General features: G+C 60.0%; 14 protein-coding genes. 6 read left to right on the top strand and 8 right to left on the bottom strand.

The features are described from left to right. Nucleotides 1-24: 24 nt before the first annotated feature. On the top strand, nucleotides 25-891 hold the full coding sequence (locus HX899_RS00070) for a DUF6772 family protein (RefSeq protein ID WP_181291442.1): 867 nt from the start codon (nucleotides 25-27) through the stop codon (nucleotides 889-891). Continuing rightward, complete coding sequence (locus tag HX899_RS00065) at nucleotides 891-1,226, top strand: hypothetical protein (RefSeq protein WP_138330113.1); 336 nt, start codon at nucleotides 891-893, stop codon at nucleotides 1,224-1,226. Before HX899_RS00070 ends, HX899_RS00065 begins: the two co-directional genes overlap by 1 nt. Nucleotides 1,227-1,267: 41 nt before the next feature. Here the strand turns inward: HX899_RS00065 and HX899_RS00060 are convergent, their stop codons facing one another. From HX899_RS00060 to HX899_RS00025, 8 genes are all read right to left on the bottom strand, one after another. Next, nucleotides 1,268-2,662, bottom strand: coding sequence for an FAD-dependent oxidoreductase (locus HX899_RS00060; RefSeq protein ID WP_181291379.1), 1,395 nt, complete (start codon nucleotides 2,660-2,662; stop codon nucleotides 1,268-1,270). 20 nt (nucleotides 2,663-2,682) lie between these two features. Beyond that, complete coding sequence (locus HX899_RS00055) at nucleotides 2,683-3,486, bottom strand: SDR family NAD(P)-dependent oxidoreductase (protein WP_181291378.1); 804 nt, start codon at nucleotides 3,484-3,486, stop codon at nucleotides 2,683-2,685. 261 nt (nucleotides 3,487-3,747) lie between these two features. Beyond that, nucleotides 3,748-4,497: a ribonuclease activity regulator RraA gene (locus HX899_RS00050; RefSeq protein WP_181291377.1), complete on the bottom strand. Its 750-nt coding sequence runs from the start codon at nucleotides 4,495-4,497 to the stop codon at nucleotides 3,748-3,750. A 21-nt stretch (nucleotides 4,498-4,518) separates the two neighbouring features. After that, the gene (locus tag HX899_RS00045; protein ID WP_181291376.1) at nucleotides 4,519-5,682 is read right to left on the bottom strand and encodes a mandelate racemase/muconate lactonizing enzyme family protein; all 1,164 of its coding nucleotides are present in this window, start codon (nucleotides 5,680-5,682) and stop codon (nucleotides 4,519-4,521) included. A 33-nt stretch (nucleotides 5,683-5,715) separates the two neighbouring features. Next, nucleotides 5,716-6,813: an ABC transporter ATP-binding protein gene (locus HX899_RS00040; protein ID WP_138330103.1), complete on the bottom strand. Its 1,098-nt coding sequence runs from the start codon at nucleotides 6,811-6,813 to the stop codon at nucleotides 5,716-5,718. Between the two features lie 11 nt (nucleotides 6,814-6,824). Beyond that, nucleotides 6,825-7,715 (bottom strand): carbohydrate ABC transporter permease, encoded by an 891-nt coding sequence (locus HX899_RS00035; protein ID WP_138330101.1) that lies wholly within the window; start codon nucleotides 7,713-7,715, stop codon nucleotides 6,825-6,827. Beyond that, complete coding sequence (locus HX899_RS00030; RefSeq protein ID WP_181291375.1) at nucleotides 7,712-8,671, bottom strand: carbohydrate ABC transporter permease; 960 nt, start codon at nucleotides 8,669-8,671, stop codon at nucleotides 7,712-7,714. The genes HX899_RS00035 and HX899_RS00030 overlap by 4 nt, the downstream gene beginning before the upstream one ends. 73 nt (nucleotides 8,672-8,744) lie before the next feature. Then, nucleotides 8,745-10,223, bottom strand: coding sequence for a sugar ABC transporter substrate-binding protein (locus HX899_RS00025; RefSeq protein WP_138330097.1), 1,479 nt, complete (start codon nucleotides 10,221-10,223; stop codon nucleotides 8,745-8,747). 206 nt (nucleotides 10,224-10,429) lie between these two features. Between HX899_RS00025 and HX899_RS00020 the strand changes: the two genes are divergently transcribed. The 4 genes from HX899_RS00020 to HX899_RS00005 all read left to right on the top strand — a co-directional run bounded on the left by HX899_RS00020 (nucleotide 10,430) and on the right by HX899_RS00005 (nucleotide 15,008). After that, on the top strand, nucleotides 10,430-11,140 hold the full coding sequence (locus HX899_RS00020) for a GntR family transcriptional regulator (protein ID WP_138330096.1): 711 nt from the start codon (nucleotides 10,430-10,432) through the stop codon (nucleotides 11,138-11,140). 54 nt (nucleotides 11,141-11,194) lie between these two features. Continuing rightward, a complete protein-coding gene (locus HX899_RS00015) occupies nucleotides 11,195-12,361 on the top strand; it encodes a mandelate racemase/muconate lactonizing enzyme family protein (protein ID WP_181291374.1) in 1,167 nt (388 codons plus the stop codon). 68 nt (nucleotides 12,362-12,429) lie between these two features. Then, complete coding sequence (locus HX899_RS00010) at nucleotides 12,430-13,791, top strand: mandelate racemase/muconate lactonizing enzyme family protein (RefSeq protein ID WP_181291373.1); 1,362 nt, start codon at nucleotides 12,430-12,432, stop codon at nucleotides 13,789-13,791. A gap of 17 nt (nucleotides 13,792-13,808) precedes the next feature. Further along, the gene (locus tag HX899_RS00005) at nucleotides 13,809-15,008 is read left to right on the top strand and encodes a mandelate racemase/muconate lactonizing enzyme family protein (RefSeq protein WP_181291372.1); all 1,200 of its coding nucleotides are present in this window, start codon (nucleotides 13,809-13,811) and stop codon (nucleotides 15,006-15,008) included. Nucleotides 15,009-15,138 lie beyond the last annotated feature (130 nt).

Genomic DNA, 15,138 nt, shown 5'->3' with positions numbered 1-15,138 from the left:
TCCACAGCCGACATGATGGAAGCCATGAGGCTCGGCATGCTTCGCGCGGATCCGGCGCTCAGCCGTTTCGATCCTCTGCCGCGTATCCTGTCCTTTGACGATTTTTCGCGCGGGCATTGCGGCTGGTCACAGTTGGTCGGCAATTACGAGGACAGCCTCGACGTCATGCTGCCGGGCTTTGCCCAGCACTCGAGCGCCATGCTCTCAACGCTCGGACATTGGGATGCAGGATCCCACGGCGGCATGGATTCGTCCTATGCGCTAAAGATCGCCACGAAGGCAAAACCGGGTGCCCAGAACGTTGCAATCAAGCGTCACACCTTCCGCAAGCGCGGGCCGATCCGTTTCGAGATTTTTTTCACGTTTAAGCCGGAGGCGACGGAACTGAAACTATCGGAAACCGACGTGCGTTCGATCGGCTTCCTGTTCGACCTGCAATGCGGCGATCGGGACGGAGAAGGCGAGCGGGTTATGCCACATCTGCGCTTTCTCAATGCACTCGACGGCAAGCACCTGCAGAAATGGCAGTACAAACGTGAGACCACGGTCTTCACCGCCATTGGCCGGGAAGACAAGACCGTAAGCCACTATCACCTGGCGCCCGAGGGCTGGCTGGACCTGCCGGATGGTGAACAACGGCTCTGCTACAATGAGATCCCGACGAAGGTGAACTGGAGCTATATGCGTTTCGATTTCGACCTCGCCTCCATGAAGGCCACCGGCTTGCAGTGCAACGACCGGAATTTCGACGTATCCGGCTTCGAGTCGATCCGGATTCCGGCGATGAAAAATCTCTGGTGCATGCTGAACTTCTGCCTGTTCGCCGAGACAGATGTCGCCAAGCGCGCGTTTCTCTACGTCGATTCCATCTGTATTTCAGGGGATTTTTGATGCTTCCCGAAAACATCACGGCGGTGATAACCCGCAATGAGTGCTGGAGCGGCGACGCCGCGAGCGAACCCTATGAGGCCGGCTGGGCGCATGAAGCCGTGTTCTTTATTCGGGCATTGAAGCCCCCCGTCGGCGCTGCACCCAAGGGCTGGGTGGAAATCTCGCCTGACGGCATGCACTGGGTTCGAGAAGGAACGGAATTCGCCATGCCCGGCGAACAGGACGGCGTTGCCGTGGCCCGGCTCAACGCCTTCGGCAATTGGCTGCGCGTTGCAACCCACTTTGCCGATGGCGCCGAATGCACCGTGCTGGTGACCCTTCATCTGAAGGCTTGATTTGAGAAACGCGGGTATCGCTTCCCCGCTTTCTCCTTCCGTCAACCAAGATAGGCACCCTGGGCCAAAAGTTCCCTACGCAAATCCGCATAGTCGACATGCCGCGGGCTGGCCCTGTTGCCGACCGAAAGTGCTGCGGCAACACCGGCCGCCTGGCCGAGCGCAAAACAGGGCGGCATGACGCGAATGGCGCTGAGCGCCTCATGCGTCGCCGAGACCGCGCGGCCGGACACCAACAGGCCCTCATGAACGCGCGGCAGCATGACCCGGTAAGGTATCTGGTAGATATTGGCGGCATCGAGCCCCGCGCCACCGGTACCACCGCCCGAGCCTGTGGGGTCGTGAATATCGAGCGGATAGCCGCACAACGCCACGACATCTTCGAAGGCGCGGCCGGAATGCAAATCTTGCAGCGTCAATTCGTAGGCGCCGTCGATCCGTCGGGTTTCCCGCACGCCGATCTGGGTTGCCGTGTCCCGCAGTTCCACCTGTTCGAAGCCGGGCAGATTGCCGCGAAAGAAATCGAGCAGCGCCACGGTCTGCTCCCGGCCTTCGACCTCGGCAAGCGAGAGCTCAAGGGCGTCAGCCCCATTGCGGCGCAACACGCGGCCGGTATTGATGCGCCAGACGCCCGGTTCCATGGTCCTGTAAAGGCCGATGCCGCGGCGAGGCGCGGGAAAGCGGCCCTCTGCCGTCGCCTTGGCGACGATCGAGGCGAAAGGCCGAAAATCCTGCGGATGCGCGCGAATATAATCCTCCACCACCTGGTCATCGACGTTCTGCACGCGGAAGAACAGCGTCTGCGGCTGGGAAAGGCCGTCGCTTTCCCGCCCCTGACGGGTATGGACGCCGGCATAATGGGCGACATCGCCGTCAGCCGAGCAATCGACGACGACCTTGGCACGAACGCTCCTCAGCCCACCCTTGCCGGCGCAAACAACACCGAGCACCCGGGGATTGTCCGCATCATGGTCATCGACGATGGCATCAACGACCATGGTGTGCAGCAACAATTCCACGCCCGCCTCGACGCACATGCGCTGCGCCGCGACCTTCGCCGCCTCAGGCTGGAAAGGGGTCACCTTGTCGTGGCCGTAGACGATGAAGCCGCAATAGGCCGAACCTGCCGGGATCGTACTCGGATGCAACGCGCCGCCGAGCGCGATCATCCGCTGAACGAATTCTTCGTAGATGCCGCGGATCAGTTGCTGGCTGCCGTCGAGCGAATAGGAGGTCATGCAGGGGCCGACGAGGCCCGCCGTGAGATTGCCACCAAGGAAGCCGTAGCGCTCCACAAGGCGTACCCGCACGCCAAGACGTGCAGCCGCCACCGCGGCCGATAATCCCGATGGTCCGCCCCCGATGACGAGCACATCGACATCATCGAGTTCGGGAATATCGGCCGAATAGGCGTAACGGCGAGCTGTCTGATGCATAGTTTTATCCCCTCCCCGGCCTAGCGGAACATCGATCCGCCATCGACATCGAGCGCGGCACCGTAGGTAAAGCTGGCTGCATCCGAGCACAGGAACATGATTGCCGCCGCCATGTCCTCCGGCCGCCCCATGCGCCGCATCGGCAGATTGCCGGCGATGCGGTCCTTCAGCGACTGGTCGATATGGGAGTGCATCGGGGAATCCGTCGGCCCGGGGTTCAGCGCGTTGATGCGGATCTTCTTGCCCGCAAGTTCACGCGCCACCGACTTGACCATCGACAAGGTCCCGGCCTTCGATGCCGCATAGGCGGTATCGGCAATCAGCCCGCCGCCCCCATGCACGCCGGCATCCGAGGCGATACAGACGATGTTGCCGCCATCGGGGTTGTCGAGCATGCGTTTGACTGCGCCCTGCACGATGAAGAACGTGCCGAGCAGATTGACATCGAGCACGCGGTGCCAATGCGCCCGATCCTGCTCGAATATACGCTTGGCTGTGATGATCGCCGCACACGTCACGACGTTATCGAGACGCGCGAGATTGGCGTCACAATAATCGAAGGCCTTGTCGATGCTCTCCTGATTGCTGACATCCACCGTCACGGTATGAACAACCGCGCCGCCATTGCGCAGCTCCGCACCGTAGCGCTTCAGCCCCGCCTCATCACGATCGGCCATGACGACTTCCGCGCCCTTGCTGGCGAAGACCCTTGCAGTTTCTAGACCCATCCCGCTCGCGGCGCCCGTGATAAGGACCGTTCGGCCCGCAAAACTATCATCGGAAAAAGTGGCATAGATCCCAGACATCGTCGCAGCGTCCTTCATTAAGGGCAGCCCAACAACCAGTCAGCAGGCCCACTTCACCATCGCTAGTAACGTAGCAACTATGTTATATAGTTGTAAAGTGCAATGTGGAACCGAATACATTGTCTGGAAACAGAGTTTCGCGTGGCAAATACTCAGGACGGCGGGAGACGGCGGGAGCAAACCGTTGATCGCGCTGCGGCGAAATTCGTCTCCCTATTTTTTGCGTAGACGTCGGCGATACCTCAGAAGGTTCGCGGCCCGCCGAGGGTAATCAATAGGCTAACTTCGGTTCTCCAAGCGGTTTGTTTTGCGCCACTCTTCGTACTCTCCGCGGGCATCGTCATGCAACGGATAGTAGCGCTGCAACGACCCGCCCTCCATAAGCTTCACTCGCGAGAACTCTTCCCAATCGTGATGCTTTTGCGACTCTTCGATTACCTTCGAGGCCATTGCGACCGGAAGCACCACCACCCCGTCGTCGTCGGCGACGATGATGTCGCCGGGGATTACCGTGACACCGCCGCAGGCAATCGGAACGTTGACGGCATTGGGGTAGATGCTGGTCTGCACATGGTAGTTGGGCGTCCAGCCGCGCAGCCAAAGGGGGAGATCCAGCTTCTCGACATTGGGCCGATCGCGCATGCAGCCATCGATCACGATGCCAGCGCCGCCTCTGCCTTTGAAATAGGTCGACATCATATCGCCGAAGACGCCCGAACTCATATCGCCGCGCGCGTCGACCACGACTACATCGCCCTCCTGGGCGTGATAAAGCACATGGCGGTGCAACTGCGTCTCCGGATCGGCATATTCTCCCTCGGTGAAGAGGTCCGGCCGCTGCGGCATGAACTGGAGCGTCAGGGCCGGCCCGACGATCGACTTCCCGCGGTTCTGCGGCACGGGACCGACCATGTGCGGATTGCGGAAGCCCATGTGGCCAAGCGTGCCGGCAACCGTCGCGGCGCCGATTTCATTCAGTGCGTCGATCAGGTCTTTGGGCGGTCGCGTAATGTCGGATATATGCGTCATTTTAGGCTCCGGTGGATGAAACTACCAGTTTGTGACAGAACCGTCGCGGCGCTTCAGGTGAGGCGCTTCCCAGAAACGAAAGCTCTCCGCCTTGACCGCCTCTTCGTTGACCTCGACGCCGAGCCCCGGCAGATCGTTGACCGGATAGTTGGGTCCGTCGAGCCGTGGTTGCACGGGGAAGAAGTCGGAATTGTCGAAGCCGAGCTTTGCTTCGGGCGCCCTGGTCTCGAGCCAGGCGAAATTCGGCACCGCGGCGGCGAGATGGATGGTCGCGGCCGTGCAGACTGGGCCGAGGGGATTGTGCGGCATCAGGTCCACATAGTGTGCCTCGCTCCAGCCAGCCACCTTCATCGCTTCAGTGAGCCCGCCAACATTGCAGACATCGAGCCGGTTGAACTGATGGATGCCACGCTCGATGTAGGGCAGGAACTGCCACTTGCTGGCAAACTCCTCGCCGATGGCGAACGGGATGTCGGTCATCGTGCGCAGGGATTCGTAGGCCTCCGGTGTCTCGTCGCGTATTGGCTCCTCGAGGAAATCAAGCACGCCGCGGCCGAGCTTGTTACAGAAGCTCGCTGCCTCTGCCACCGACAACCGATGATGATAGTCGATGCCGAGGACGACGTCGTCGCCCAGCGCCTCGCGCGCCTTGTTTAGCATGCTTGCTGTAGCGCCGATCGATTCGCGCGGCTCAAAGATATCCTTGCTGTTTTGCCCGATGGGGAAGAAGCGGATCGCCTGCCACCCCTGTGCGCGTAGTTCGCGGGCTCGTTCGATGGCAACATCGCCCTCGGCCTCGTCACCGGTCGAGGCGAAGGTAGGAATGCGGTCGCGCTGCTTGCCGCCCAACAGATCGTAGGCCGGCACCCCCAGCGCCTTGCCCTTGATGTCATGAAGGGCAATGTCGATGGCGGAAATCGCCGCCTGCAGAACGCGCCCGCCTTCGAAGTATTGGCTACGATAGACTTCTTGCCAGATCCGACCAATCTGCATCGCGTCGCGGCCGATGAGAAACTCGCGATAGTGCTCGATCGCGCCGGCCACTGCCTTCTCGCGACCGCTCAAACCGCTCTCGCCCCAGCCGAAGATGCCGTTGTCGGTCTCGACCTTGACCAGCATCTGGTTGCGCGTTCCTACCCATACTGGATAGGGCTTGATCGCCGTGATTTTAAGCTTCGTAGTCATCCACGCCCTCGTTTCACACGCATCCGCTTGGTCTCAGTTGGCCTTGAGGGCCATTTCTGTTTCGCCGTCGAACAGATGCATCCGCTCCTGGTCGAACTCGAGCCAAATCTGCTCGTCGGGCGCAACGGCAATGGTCGGCGGCACGCTGACGTTGACGATGGCGCCCGACAGGAACGCCTGTACGAAGGTGACGTCTCCGGTCGGCTCCACCGTATAGGCCTTGGCAGGGATGCTTCCTGGCACCGCACTCTTGTGCAGCTTGATCGCCGAGTGACGTGCGCCGAGCACGACTTTCTTGGTTGTTGCCCTCGCGACCTTCTGGGCGTTGTGTGGCGAGAGCTCGAAGTGCCAGCCCTCCGCGCTGGTCAACACAGTGTTGCCGCCTGCCGTTGATGCCTCCAGCGGAACAAGGCTCATCGCCGGGCTGCCGACGAAGCTGGCGACGAACATGTTCACCGGATGGGCGAAGACCTGCGCCGGTGAATCGTATTGCTGCAGGTAGCCGCCGTTCATCACCGCCATCCTGTCGGCCATAGTTACCGCTTCGAGCTGGTCGTGGGTCACGTAGATGATCGTCGCCTTGAGGTCCTGGTGGAAACGCTTGATCTCTGAGCGCATCTGCACGCGCAGCTTCGCGTCGAGGTTGGAGAGTGGTTCATCCATCAGGAATACCGCCGGATCGCGAACGAGGGCACGGCCGAGCGCCACGCGCTGCTGTTGCCCGCCGGAAAGTTCGCGTGGCTTGCGCTCGAGCAACTGCGTCATGTCGAGCACGCGCGCTGCTTCCTTGACCTTCCTGTCGATCTCGTCCCTTGGCAGTTTGCGCATCTGCAGCGGAAACGCCAGGTTTTTGTAGACCGATTTCTGCGGATAGAGCGCGTAGTTCTGGAACACCATTGCGATGTCCCGGTCCTTGGGGTCGAGGTCGTTGACCACCCGGTCGCCGATGACGATGTCGCCGGATGTGATGGGGATCAGACCCGCCACAAGATTGAGCGTGGTTGTCTTGCCGCAGCCTGAAGGGCCGACGAGCGCAACGAATTCGCCGTCGTTGACCGTCAGCGAAACATTGTTGACAGCTTTGAAGCTGCCATAGGTCTTGACCAGATCTTTGAGGACCACGTGGGCCACCGGCAACTCCTCTAGTGCTTGACTGCGCCTTCCGTGAGGGCGCGTACGAAGTATCGTTGCAGGACGAGGAACAGGACCACGACGGGCACGCTCATCATGAAACTGGCCGCCATCAGGCCCGGAAAGTCCGTCGTATTTTCCGAGAAGAAGCGCTGGATGCCGACCGGCAGTGTCAACTGCTCGTTCTTGGAAAGGAAGGTGTAGGCGTAGATATATTCGTTCCACGCGCCGATAAAGGAATAGATCGCCGTTGCGATGATTCCTGGCGTCGAGAGCGGCATCACGATCAGGACAAAGGCCTGGAACCGCGTCGCGCCGTCGATGCGCGCCGCCTGCTCGAGCTGCACCGGGATGTTGTCGTAGAAGCCCTTGAGGAGCCAGATCGCCAGCGGCAGGCCGAATGTCAGGTAGGTGAGGACGAGCGACGCGTGTGTGTTCACCAGCCCGATCGCGCGCATCAGGATGAAGAGCGGCACGAGAAAGATCACCGCCGGGAACATGTTGCGAAGCAAGACGGCGAAGAACAGAAAGTTTCGGCCCGGGAAGGTGAAGCGCGAAAACGCGTAGGCCGCAGGTACGGCCACGATGACCGAAAGGATGGTCGTGGCAGTGGAGACGAAAAGGCTGTTCCAGAAGAAGCGCAGGAAGTCCTGGCCGACGCTGTTTTGCGGATCGAGCAGCTTCTCGTAGCTGGCAAGGGTGGGTTGGTCGGGCCACCATTGCGGCGGGAATTGCATGGCCGCGAAGCCGGACTTGATCGAGGTGATCAGCATCCAGATCATCGGCAACGCGGTGTAAAGCATCATGAACACGAGGAAGATGCGTCCGCCCCACCGCCATCCGTCGATGCGCATACGGCGACGGGCCTTACCGCGAAGAGCAGTCTCGGCAATCGTGCTCATACGCTCCCATCCTTCCGCTCGTTGCCGCTCAGCGCACGGACGTAAAAGTAGCCGAACGACATCAGGATCAGGAACAGCAGCACCGAATAGGCCGATGCCACCCCCCAGCGCTGGCGGCCGAAGGCGAGCTCATAAATGTGAGTGATCCAGATATGCGATGCGTTCGACGGCCCGCCGCCGGTCATGATCCAGGGGATGATGAATGAATTGAAGTTGGCCACGGCCAGCAGAAGGATCGTCACGGTCGAGACGTTTCTCAAATGCGGGAAGGTGACGTGCCAGAACCGCTGCCATGCATTGGCTCCGTCGACTTTTGCAGCGCGCAGCAACTGATCGGGAACCGTCTGCAGGCCAGCCATCATCATGATCATGGCAAACGGAAACTCCCGCCAGATATTGACGACGATCAGGGAGGGCAGCACCGTGCTGACGCTGTCGATGAAATTCGGCGGCCTGTCGGCCAATCCGAGGCCGACCAGCACCGCGCCAATGATCCCGAAGTCCGAATGGTAGATCCACTTCCAGATATAGGACGCGGCGACCGCGCTGATGACCCAGGGAATGATCAGGATGGCCCGCAGGATACCGCGGCCGACAAAGTCGCGATGAAGCGCCAGGGCGCAGGCAAACCCCAGGACAAATGAGATCAAAGTGGATCCAAATGTCCAGATCAGAGTGTTCGAGGTGACTGTCCAGAACACCGGACTTGTGAGGATAGCGGTGTAGTTGTCGAGGCCGATAAAAATCTTGTCCCGGAGCTGCAGGCCAGGCGGTGTGTTGAAGAACGACAGCTCGATCGTGTAGTAGATCGGATAGGCTATGACGATGAGCATCACGGCGATCGCGGGAAGCACGTACGCGTAGTCAGCGCGATGCTCCCAAATCTTTCGCAGCACGCCAGACCCCTCGGGTTGCAGTTTTCGGCGCGCCTCGGCCTTCCCAGTCAAGATGGTCACTGTGCCCTGCCCTTATTCTTCGGAAGAAACCGGCTGCAATCGAGGCGCAGCCGGTCAGATCGGCAGGTGTGGACTAGAGTCCGCCGTCCGTCAGGTCTTTTACCTTCTTGGCTGCGTCGTCCGCTGCCTGATCGACGGTCATGGCACCGGTGAGGGCATTCTGCAGCATGTCCGGGACGATGATGTTCATGATCTCGGGGGACTGTGGCAGTGCCGGGAACGGGATGCCGTACGGCAGCATCGAAGTCGTGACATCAAGGAACTTGATACTGTCCAGACGTTCCTTCATCCATTTGGTCTTGAAGCCGTTAAGGTTCCCCGGGTTCGAGCCTGCATAGGCCATTTTCAGCGACCATTCGGGGCTCGCCCACATGCAGCTGATAGCCTTTGCAGCCGGCTCGTCGACCTTGCCGCCCTCGACATATTCGGGCTTCAGGATGTGAATATTCGAGCCGCCAAACACGACGGCACGCTTGCCGTCGGGGCCAGTCGGAATCAGGCCGTAGCGCATATTGTCGATGACGGTCTGCGCTTTGTCCTTGTCGCTGCCCGTCGTCTTTTTCTGCAGGTCGAGCATGACGTTGTAGTCGGACGGGTGCGAGACCATCATGCCGAGCTGGCCAGCGAGGAAGAGGGGCTGGTTATCCGCCTGCTGATTGGTGAGCGCTGAAACCGGAACCGATTTGTCGCGAACATACATATCGTAGGAGGCTTGCAATGCCGCTTTGCTCTGGGGGCTATCGAGTTGGACCTGCTTATAGGTCGGGTTGGCGGTAGCTTCGTCGAAGACGCCGCCGCCATAGGCCCACAGCTGCGGCATGAAGCGATATGGCGTATTGCCGGCATTCTTGCGCGCCACGAGGCCGTAACCGGCAATGCCGAGCTTGTCGTGGATCTGCTTGGAATATTTGACGACGTCGTCCCAGGTTGCCGGAGCCTTGTCAGGATCGAGGCCTGCACGCTTGAAGACGTCGGCGTTCCAGATGAACGCCATCGTCTCGTTATTGGTTGGGATGCCGTAGGTCACCCCCTCCCAGGTCACGGCCTTCATCGCACCGGGCCAGAAATCCTCGGTCGAATACCCTACATCCTCGGGTTTAAGCGGTTCCAGATAGCCCTTTGCGGCGAACTCGGTGCCCCCCAGGATTTGCAGGCGGACCGCCATGGGCGCTGCATTGCCAAGAAGCGCGGTCCGGAACTTGTCCAGCAGGTCGTTATAGGTGAGGGCTTGGTCCTCAAGCTGGATGTTTGGATAGGTTTTGCGGAAGGTCTCGAAGAAATCCTTGTAATACTGGCGCAGGAGGTCGGGGTCGCCCTCGAACACGCCCTGATACCAGAAAGTCAGTCGCCCCTTGTAGTCGAGCGGGGTGACCTTGGCGCAATCGGCCGCCGTGTCAAAGTCCTGTGTGCCGGCAATGGAGCGCACATATTCCGGCGACCACTTGCTCAAGTCGACCGGCGCACCCAGCGCAGACGCGGACATCAACGATACCATCAAAGCAGTGGAGACAGTGCCGCGCAGGACGGCACAGCCGAGTGAAATCCTCGTCATAGGGTATCCTCCAGGTTCTCCCATGCCGCTCTGCGTCGAGGCGAGCGGTCGTTCCTCCCGGTCGCGGGATTTTCCACCCAATGTATCCCTTCGACCTGATCATACGTTTTCAGATCGTAGATTGCCTGTCAACAAGATAAATCGTACATTGTTTATCGAAACATCGCGTGATATCCGAACAATATATGTATTGATTGGGGGCAGCCTTGGCCGAAACAAGCGATTTTAAAGCACAGCCACCCGCAGGGATCGACGCTATCGGGGCCTCCAGCGAGGGCGCCTCGCTTTATCAACTGATCAGGGAAGACATCATCGAAGGGCGGCTCGCTGCCAATGAACGGCTTGTGGTCACCGATCTCGCCCGGCGCCACGGCACTTCGACCAACCCCGTGCGCGAGGCTCTGCAACTGTTGCGCGGGGAGGGCTTTGTCACCTTCGTTCCCAACCGCGGAGCGCGCGTACGGCCCATAGATCAGGATTTTGTTCGCGATATCTATGAGATCGGAGTCTTGATCGAGCCGGCACTGACGCGATGGTTCGTGAATATGGCCACCGTCGAGGACATTGCTGAACTCGAACGCATCCAAGGCCTGATTGAAGAGAACGACTTCGCCGACACGTTCAGGCACAGCGAACTGGACACCGCCTTTCACACCGTCATGTACCAAAAGCACTACAACCGCCATGCCGCCGAGCTTTGGTGGAAGCATCGCGAAGTGCTTCGAGCCGTGAGCCGGCGGTTCAACTTCACGCTCGCCCGGCGTGCCGCGATCCTTAGCGAGCATCGCGAGCTCATTGCGCATGTAAAAGCGGGAAATGCGAACGAGGCAGCCGAACTCATTGCACGCCACGTCGAGGGCTCCGGCCGGCACATCCTCGAACACATGCGTGCGCGTAACGCCGCTCGGGCAGGATAGAATACCGGGCCTGGAATACCGTTATCCCGACCACTTCAGATAAAGGCAGTTGAGATGAAAATCACCAGCGTTCGGCCGTGGCTCATCAGATCCGATGCTTCTTATTGGGGAGAGTTTCTGTTCGTCGAAGTGACGACCGACGAGGGGGTGAGCGGCTGGGGAGAGATCACCACCACGACGAGGCTCGCCAATCGCGCCCTCTGCACGATCCTGCGGCAGATTGGTGCCGCTGTGACGGGCGAGGACCCGGCGCGTATCGAGTATCTGTGGCACAAGATATTCCGCAGCTTCACCTATATGGGCAGTCGCGGCGCCGCAGTCGAATGCGTGAGCGCCATCGACATAGCCCTCTGGGACATCCGAGGCAAAGTTTTGGGCAAGCCAATTTACGAGCTGTTGGGTGGACCGGTACGCGATGAAATTGCGCTCTACACCCATCCCAACCAGGCCAAGTTCACCAGCAAGGAGGCTGTGGTCCGCGAAATTCGAGACATCGTCGAGTCCGGTCACACTGCGCTCAAGTTCGATCCTTTCCCCCACCAGGGCCGCACCGCCGATGGACAGGCCCGCGAACAGCGGGACGGCTACCTCGATGGCAGCATGACCCGCAAGGATGAGCGCGAAGCCGCCGAACTCACGGCTCTGATCCGCGAAACGGCAGGCTCTGATGTCGACATCCTCATCGATGCGCATGGCCGGTTCGACGTTCCCACCGCCATTCGCCTTTGTCGGAGCCTCGAGGAAGCTGGTCAGATCGACTGGTTCGAGGAGCCGTGTCCACCGGAGAGCCTCAACGCCCTCAAGCAGGTCCGTGAGAAGGTCAGTGCCGCTATCTCGTGGGGCGAGCGCGGCCACACGAAATGGGATTTCGTGCCGGTGCTCGAAAACAGGCTTGCCGACTACATCATGCCTGATGTCACCTGGACCGGCGGCATCACCGAACTCAAAAAGATTTCTGCGCTATGCGAAGCCTACTACATCCCGGTCTCGCCGCATGATGCTGCAGGACCGATCAACGTGGTTGCGGGAGCGCAGGTGATGATGACCGTTCCTAACTTCTACAAACTCGAAACGTCGGAGTGGAATCTGGGCAAATACGATCACCTCATCGACAAACCACTCGATGTTTCGAACGGCAGCCTCAAGCTTACGCCCAAGCCTGGTCTCGGCGTCGAAATGAACCGCGACTACCTTCAAAATCACGAGATAGAGCTGGACTAGCTATCACCGCTCTACGCCGCCCAAGCATGCGCGACGACGAGCCCCGCCGATCAGAACGAGGATAAACCATGCCAGAGGCACATGGAGCCGACGAGGCGCTCAATCGGGTGAACACGCATTCCAAGCCGTCCGCCCTCCGCATCACCGACATGCGGGTGGCCGAGATTGTCGGCGCGCCGTTCACCTCGGTGCTGCTCAAGATCTACACCAACCAGGGCATCGTCGGGCTTGGCGAGGTGCGCGACGGCGCCAGCGCCACCTACGCGCTGATGCTGAAGAGCCGATTGCTTGGCGAAAACCCTTGCGACATCGACCGCCTGTTTCGCCGGATCAAGCAGTTCGGCGGGCATGGCCGGCAAGGCGGCGGCGTATCGGCGGTTGAAATCGCGTTGTGGGATCTTGCCGGCAAGGCCTATGGCGTCCCTATCTACCAGATGCTGGGCGGCCGGTTTCGGGATAAAGTGCGTGTCTACTGCGATACCGACGCCACTGTGCCAAGCGGTACGGAGACCGGTAAGCGCCTCAAGCAGCGCATGGAGCTCGGATTCACCTTCCTCAAGATGGATTTGGGATTGATGCAGATCGCGGATGTGCCCGGTGCGGTCGTGTTTCCTGCCGGCTCACTGGAAGGATACCGCGACGGTCCCAGTCGCGGACCACTGAAGACCATTGAAGAGCGGCGTATGCGCAACGCTGCATACGATTTGCATAACGTCCCGCACCCGTTTACCGGCCTGCACTTTTCCGACAAGGGCCTCGATCTGCTTGAGCAATACATTGCCGAGGTTCGTGAGGTCATCGGCATGGATGTGCCGCTTGCGATCGACCATATCGGCCATATCTCCATGCAGAACGGCATTCGCCTTGCCAGGCGCATTGAAAAATACGTGCCAGCCTGGCTCGAGGATGTGATCCCATGGCAATATACCGAGCAATACCGACAACTGCAGGACGCTACCACGATACCGATCTGCACTGGCGAGGATATATATCTCAAGGAGGGCTTCGAGCCTCTGCTCAAGAGCGGCGGCGTCTCCGTTATTCACCCGGACCTGCTCACCAGTGGGGGCATCCTCGAGACCAAGAAGATCGGCGATATGGCGCAGGACAGTGGTGTAGCCATGGCCATCCACATGGCAGAAAGTCCAATCGCCGCAATGGCCGCGGCACATGTCGCGACCGCGACCGAAAATTTCATGGCGCTCGAATACCATTCCGCCGATGTCGACTGGTGGGACGATATCGTCACGGGCCTTCCCAGGCCGTTGGTGAAGGACGGCTTCATCACTGTTCCGGACAAGCCGGGCCTGGGGATTGACGACGTCGTCGACGAGGTGATCTCGCGGCATCTGCAGCCGGGTGTCACCGGCATCTGGCAGCCCACGGATCACTGGGACGATGAGTATTCCTGGGATCGCACCTGGAGCTGAGGCGAAAAGGAACGAAGATGAAGATCACCGATCTGCGCTGCGCCGTTATCGGCAAACACCCGATCGTCCGCATCGTTACGGACGAGGGCCTCTATGGCTTGGGCGAAGTCGAATTCACCAAGTCCTACCTCAAGCCCTTTGTGCTGCATTTCCGCGAGGCGCTGATCGGCGAGGACCCTACTGACGTCGAGAGAGTGATGCTGAAGATCCGCCAACGCGGCTCTTTCAAGCCGTACGGCGCGGCGGTAAGCGCTATCGAGCATGCATTATGGGATATTGCCGGCAAGGCCGCGGGCGTGCCCGTCTATAAACTGCTCGGCGGTAAGGTGCGCGACAAGGTGCGCGTCTACAACGGCTCGATCCGGCAAAAACGCACGGGCGACCGACCGGAGGATTACGCCGCTGACGTCAAATGGATGATGGAGCAGCCGCAGAACTTTTTCATGGTCAAGCAAGGAATCTCGTTCCACTCCAACATGAAGGACACCATCGAGGACTTCCACTACGGCGTGAAGCAGAAGAAGGCCGGCTATCACGGTGCCATGGATCAGGGCATGATCAGCGAGCGCGGTTTCAATCACATGCTCGACTGCGTGATCGCGATGAAGGAAGTGCTGGGCGACAAAGTCAGCCTGGCGCTCGACTGCGGCCCGGGCTGGATGCTGCCCGACGCGATCAAGTTCGCTCGCGCGGTCGAGAAGTACAATTTGATGTGGCTCGAGGATATGCTGACTGGCGACTACGTGCCGTGGGTCAATCCGCAGGCCTATCGGGAGCTGACAACCTCCACCTCGACGCCAATCCACACTGGTGAGCAGATCTACCTGCGGCACAATTTCAAGGAACTGATCGAGACGCAGGCGGTACGCATCATCGGCCCCGATCCAGCCGACATTGGCGGCATTGCCGAGCTCAAATGGGTCGCCGAGCACGCCTACATGCACTCGATCCTGATGGCACCGCACGGCACCGCTAACGGCCTGCTGGGGCTCGGCGCGTTGATCAATGTCTGCGCCACCTTGCCGGCAAATTATATCGCCTTCGAATATCCGAGCGCCTCCGACACCTGGTGGGAGGATCTGGTAATCGGCTTGCCGCCGCAGATCGTCAAGGACAGCATGGTGGACCTACTGGAAGCGCCAGGGCTGGGCCTCGATATCGACGCCGAAGCGGCCAGGACATATCTCAGGGAAGAGGATGCGGGCTTCTTCGACTGAAGCTCTCTCCGCTCTATATGGGTCGGCGACCGCACCCTCTGGGAAACCTTGCCTTACTTCAGGGAGACAGCGAGTGCCCTGGATACAATACAGGCAGCAGAATTCCTGGCCCGGAATGAATTGAACTGGG

The organism is Rhizobium sp. WYCCWR 11146 (assembly GCF_013591995.1).
In the GTDB taxonomy this organism is placed as follows: Bacteria; Pseudomonadota; Alphaproteobacteria; order Rhizobiales; family Rhizobiaceae; genus Rhizobium; species Rhizobium indicum.
This window is presented reverse-complemented; position numbering and strand designations above follow the sequence as displayed.

Excerpts from the sequence above, each read along its gene's own strand:
- HX899_RS00045 (WP_181291376.1), bottom strand. The coding sequence starts at position 5,682 with ATGACTACGAAGCTTAAAATCACGGCGATCAAGCCCTATCCAGTATGG.
- HX899_RS00035 (WP_138330101.1), bottom strand. The coding sequence starts at position 7,715 with ATGAGCACGATTGCCGAGACTGCTCTTCGCGGTAAGGCCCGTCGCCGT.
- HX899_RS00025 (WP_138330097.1), bottom strand. The coding sequence starts at position 10,223 with ATGACGAGGATTTCACTCGGCTGTGCCGTCCTGCGCGGCACTGTCTCC.
- HX899_RS00005 (WP_181291372.1), top strand. The coding sequence starts at position 13,809 with ATGAAGATCACCGATCTGCGCTGCGCCGTTATCGGCAAACACCCGATC.
- HX899_RS00050 (WP_181291377.1), bottom strand. The coding sequence starts at position 4,497 with ATGACGCATATATCCGACATTACGCGACCGCCCAAAGACCTGATCGAC.
- HX899_RS00070 (WP_181291442.1), top strand. The coding sequence starts at position 25 with ATGAGGCTCGGCATGCTTCGCGCGGATCCGGCGCTCAGCCGTTTCGAT.
- HX899_RS00010 (WP_181291373.1), top strand. The coding sequence starts at position 12,430 with ATGCCAGAGGCACATGGAGCCGACGAGGCGCTCAATCGGGTGAACACG.
- HX899_RS00065 (WP_138330113.1), top strand. The coding sequence starts at position 891 with ATGCTTCCCGAAAACATCACGGCGGTGATAACCCGCAATGAGTGCTGG.
- HX899_RS00015 (WP_181291374.1), top strand. The coding sequence starts at position 11,195 with ATGAAAATCACCAGCGTTCGGCCGTGGCTCATCAGATCCGATGCTTCT.
- HX899_RS00060 (WP_181291379.1), bottom strand. The coding sequence starts at position 2,662 with ATGCATCAGACAGCTCGCCGTTACGCCTATTCGGCCGATATTCCCGAA.
- HX899_RS00055 (WP_181291378.1), bottom strand. The coding sequence starts at position 3,486 with ATGAAGGACGCTGCGACGATGTCTGGGATCTATGCCACTTTTTCCGAT.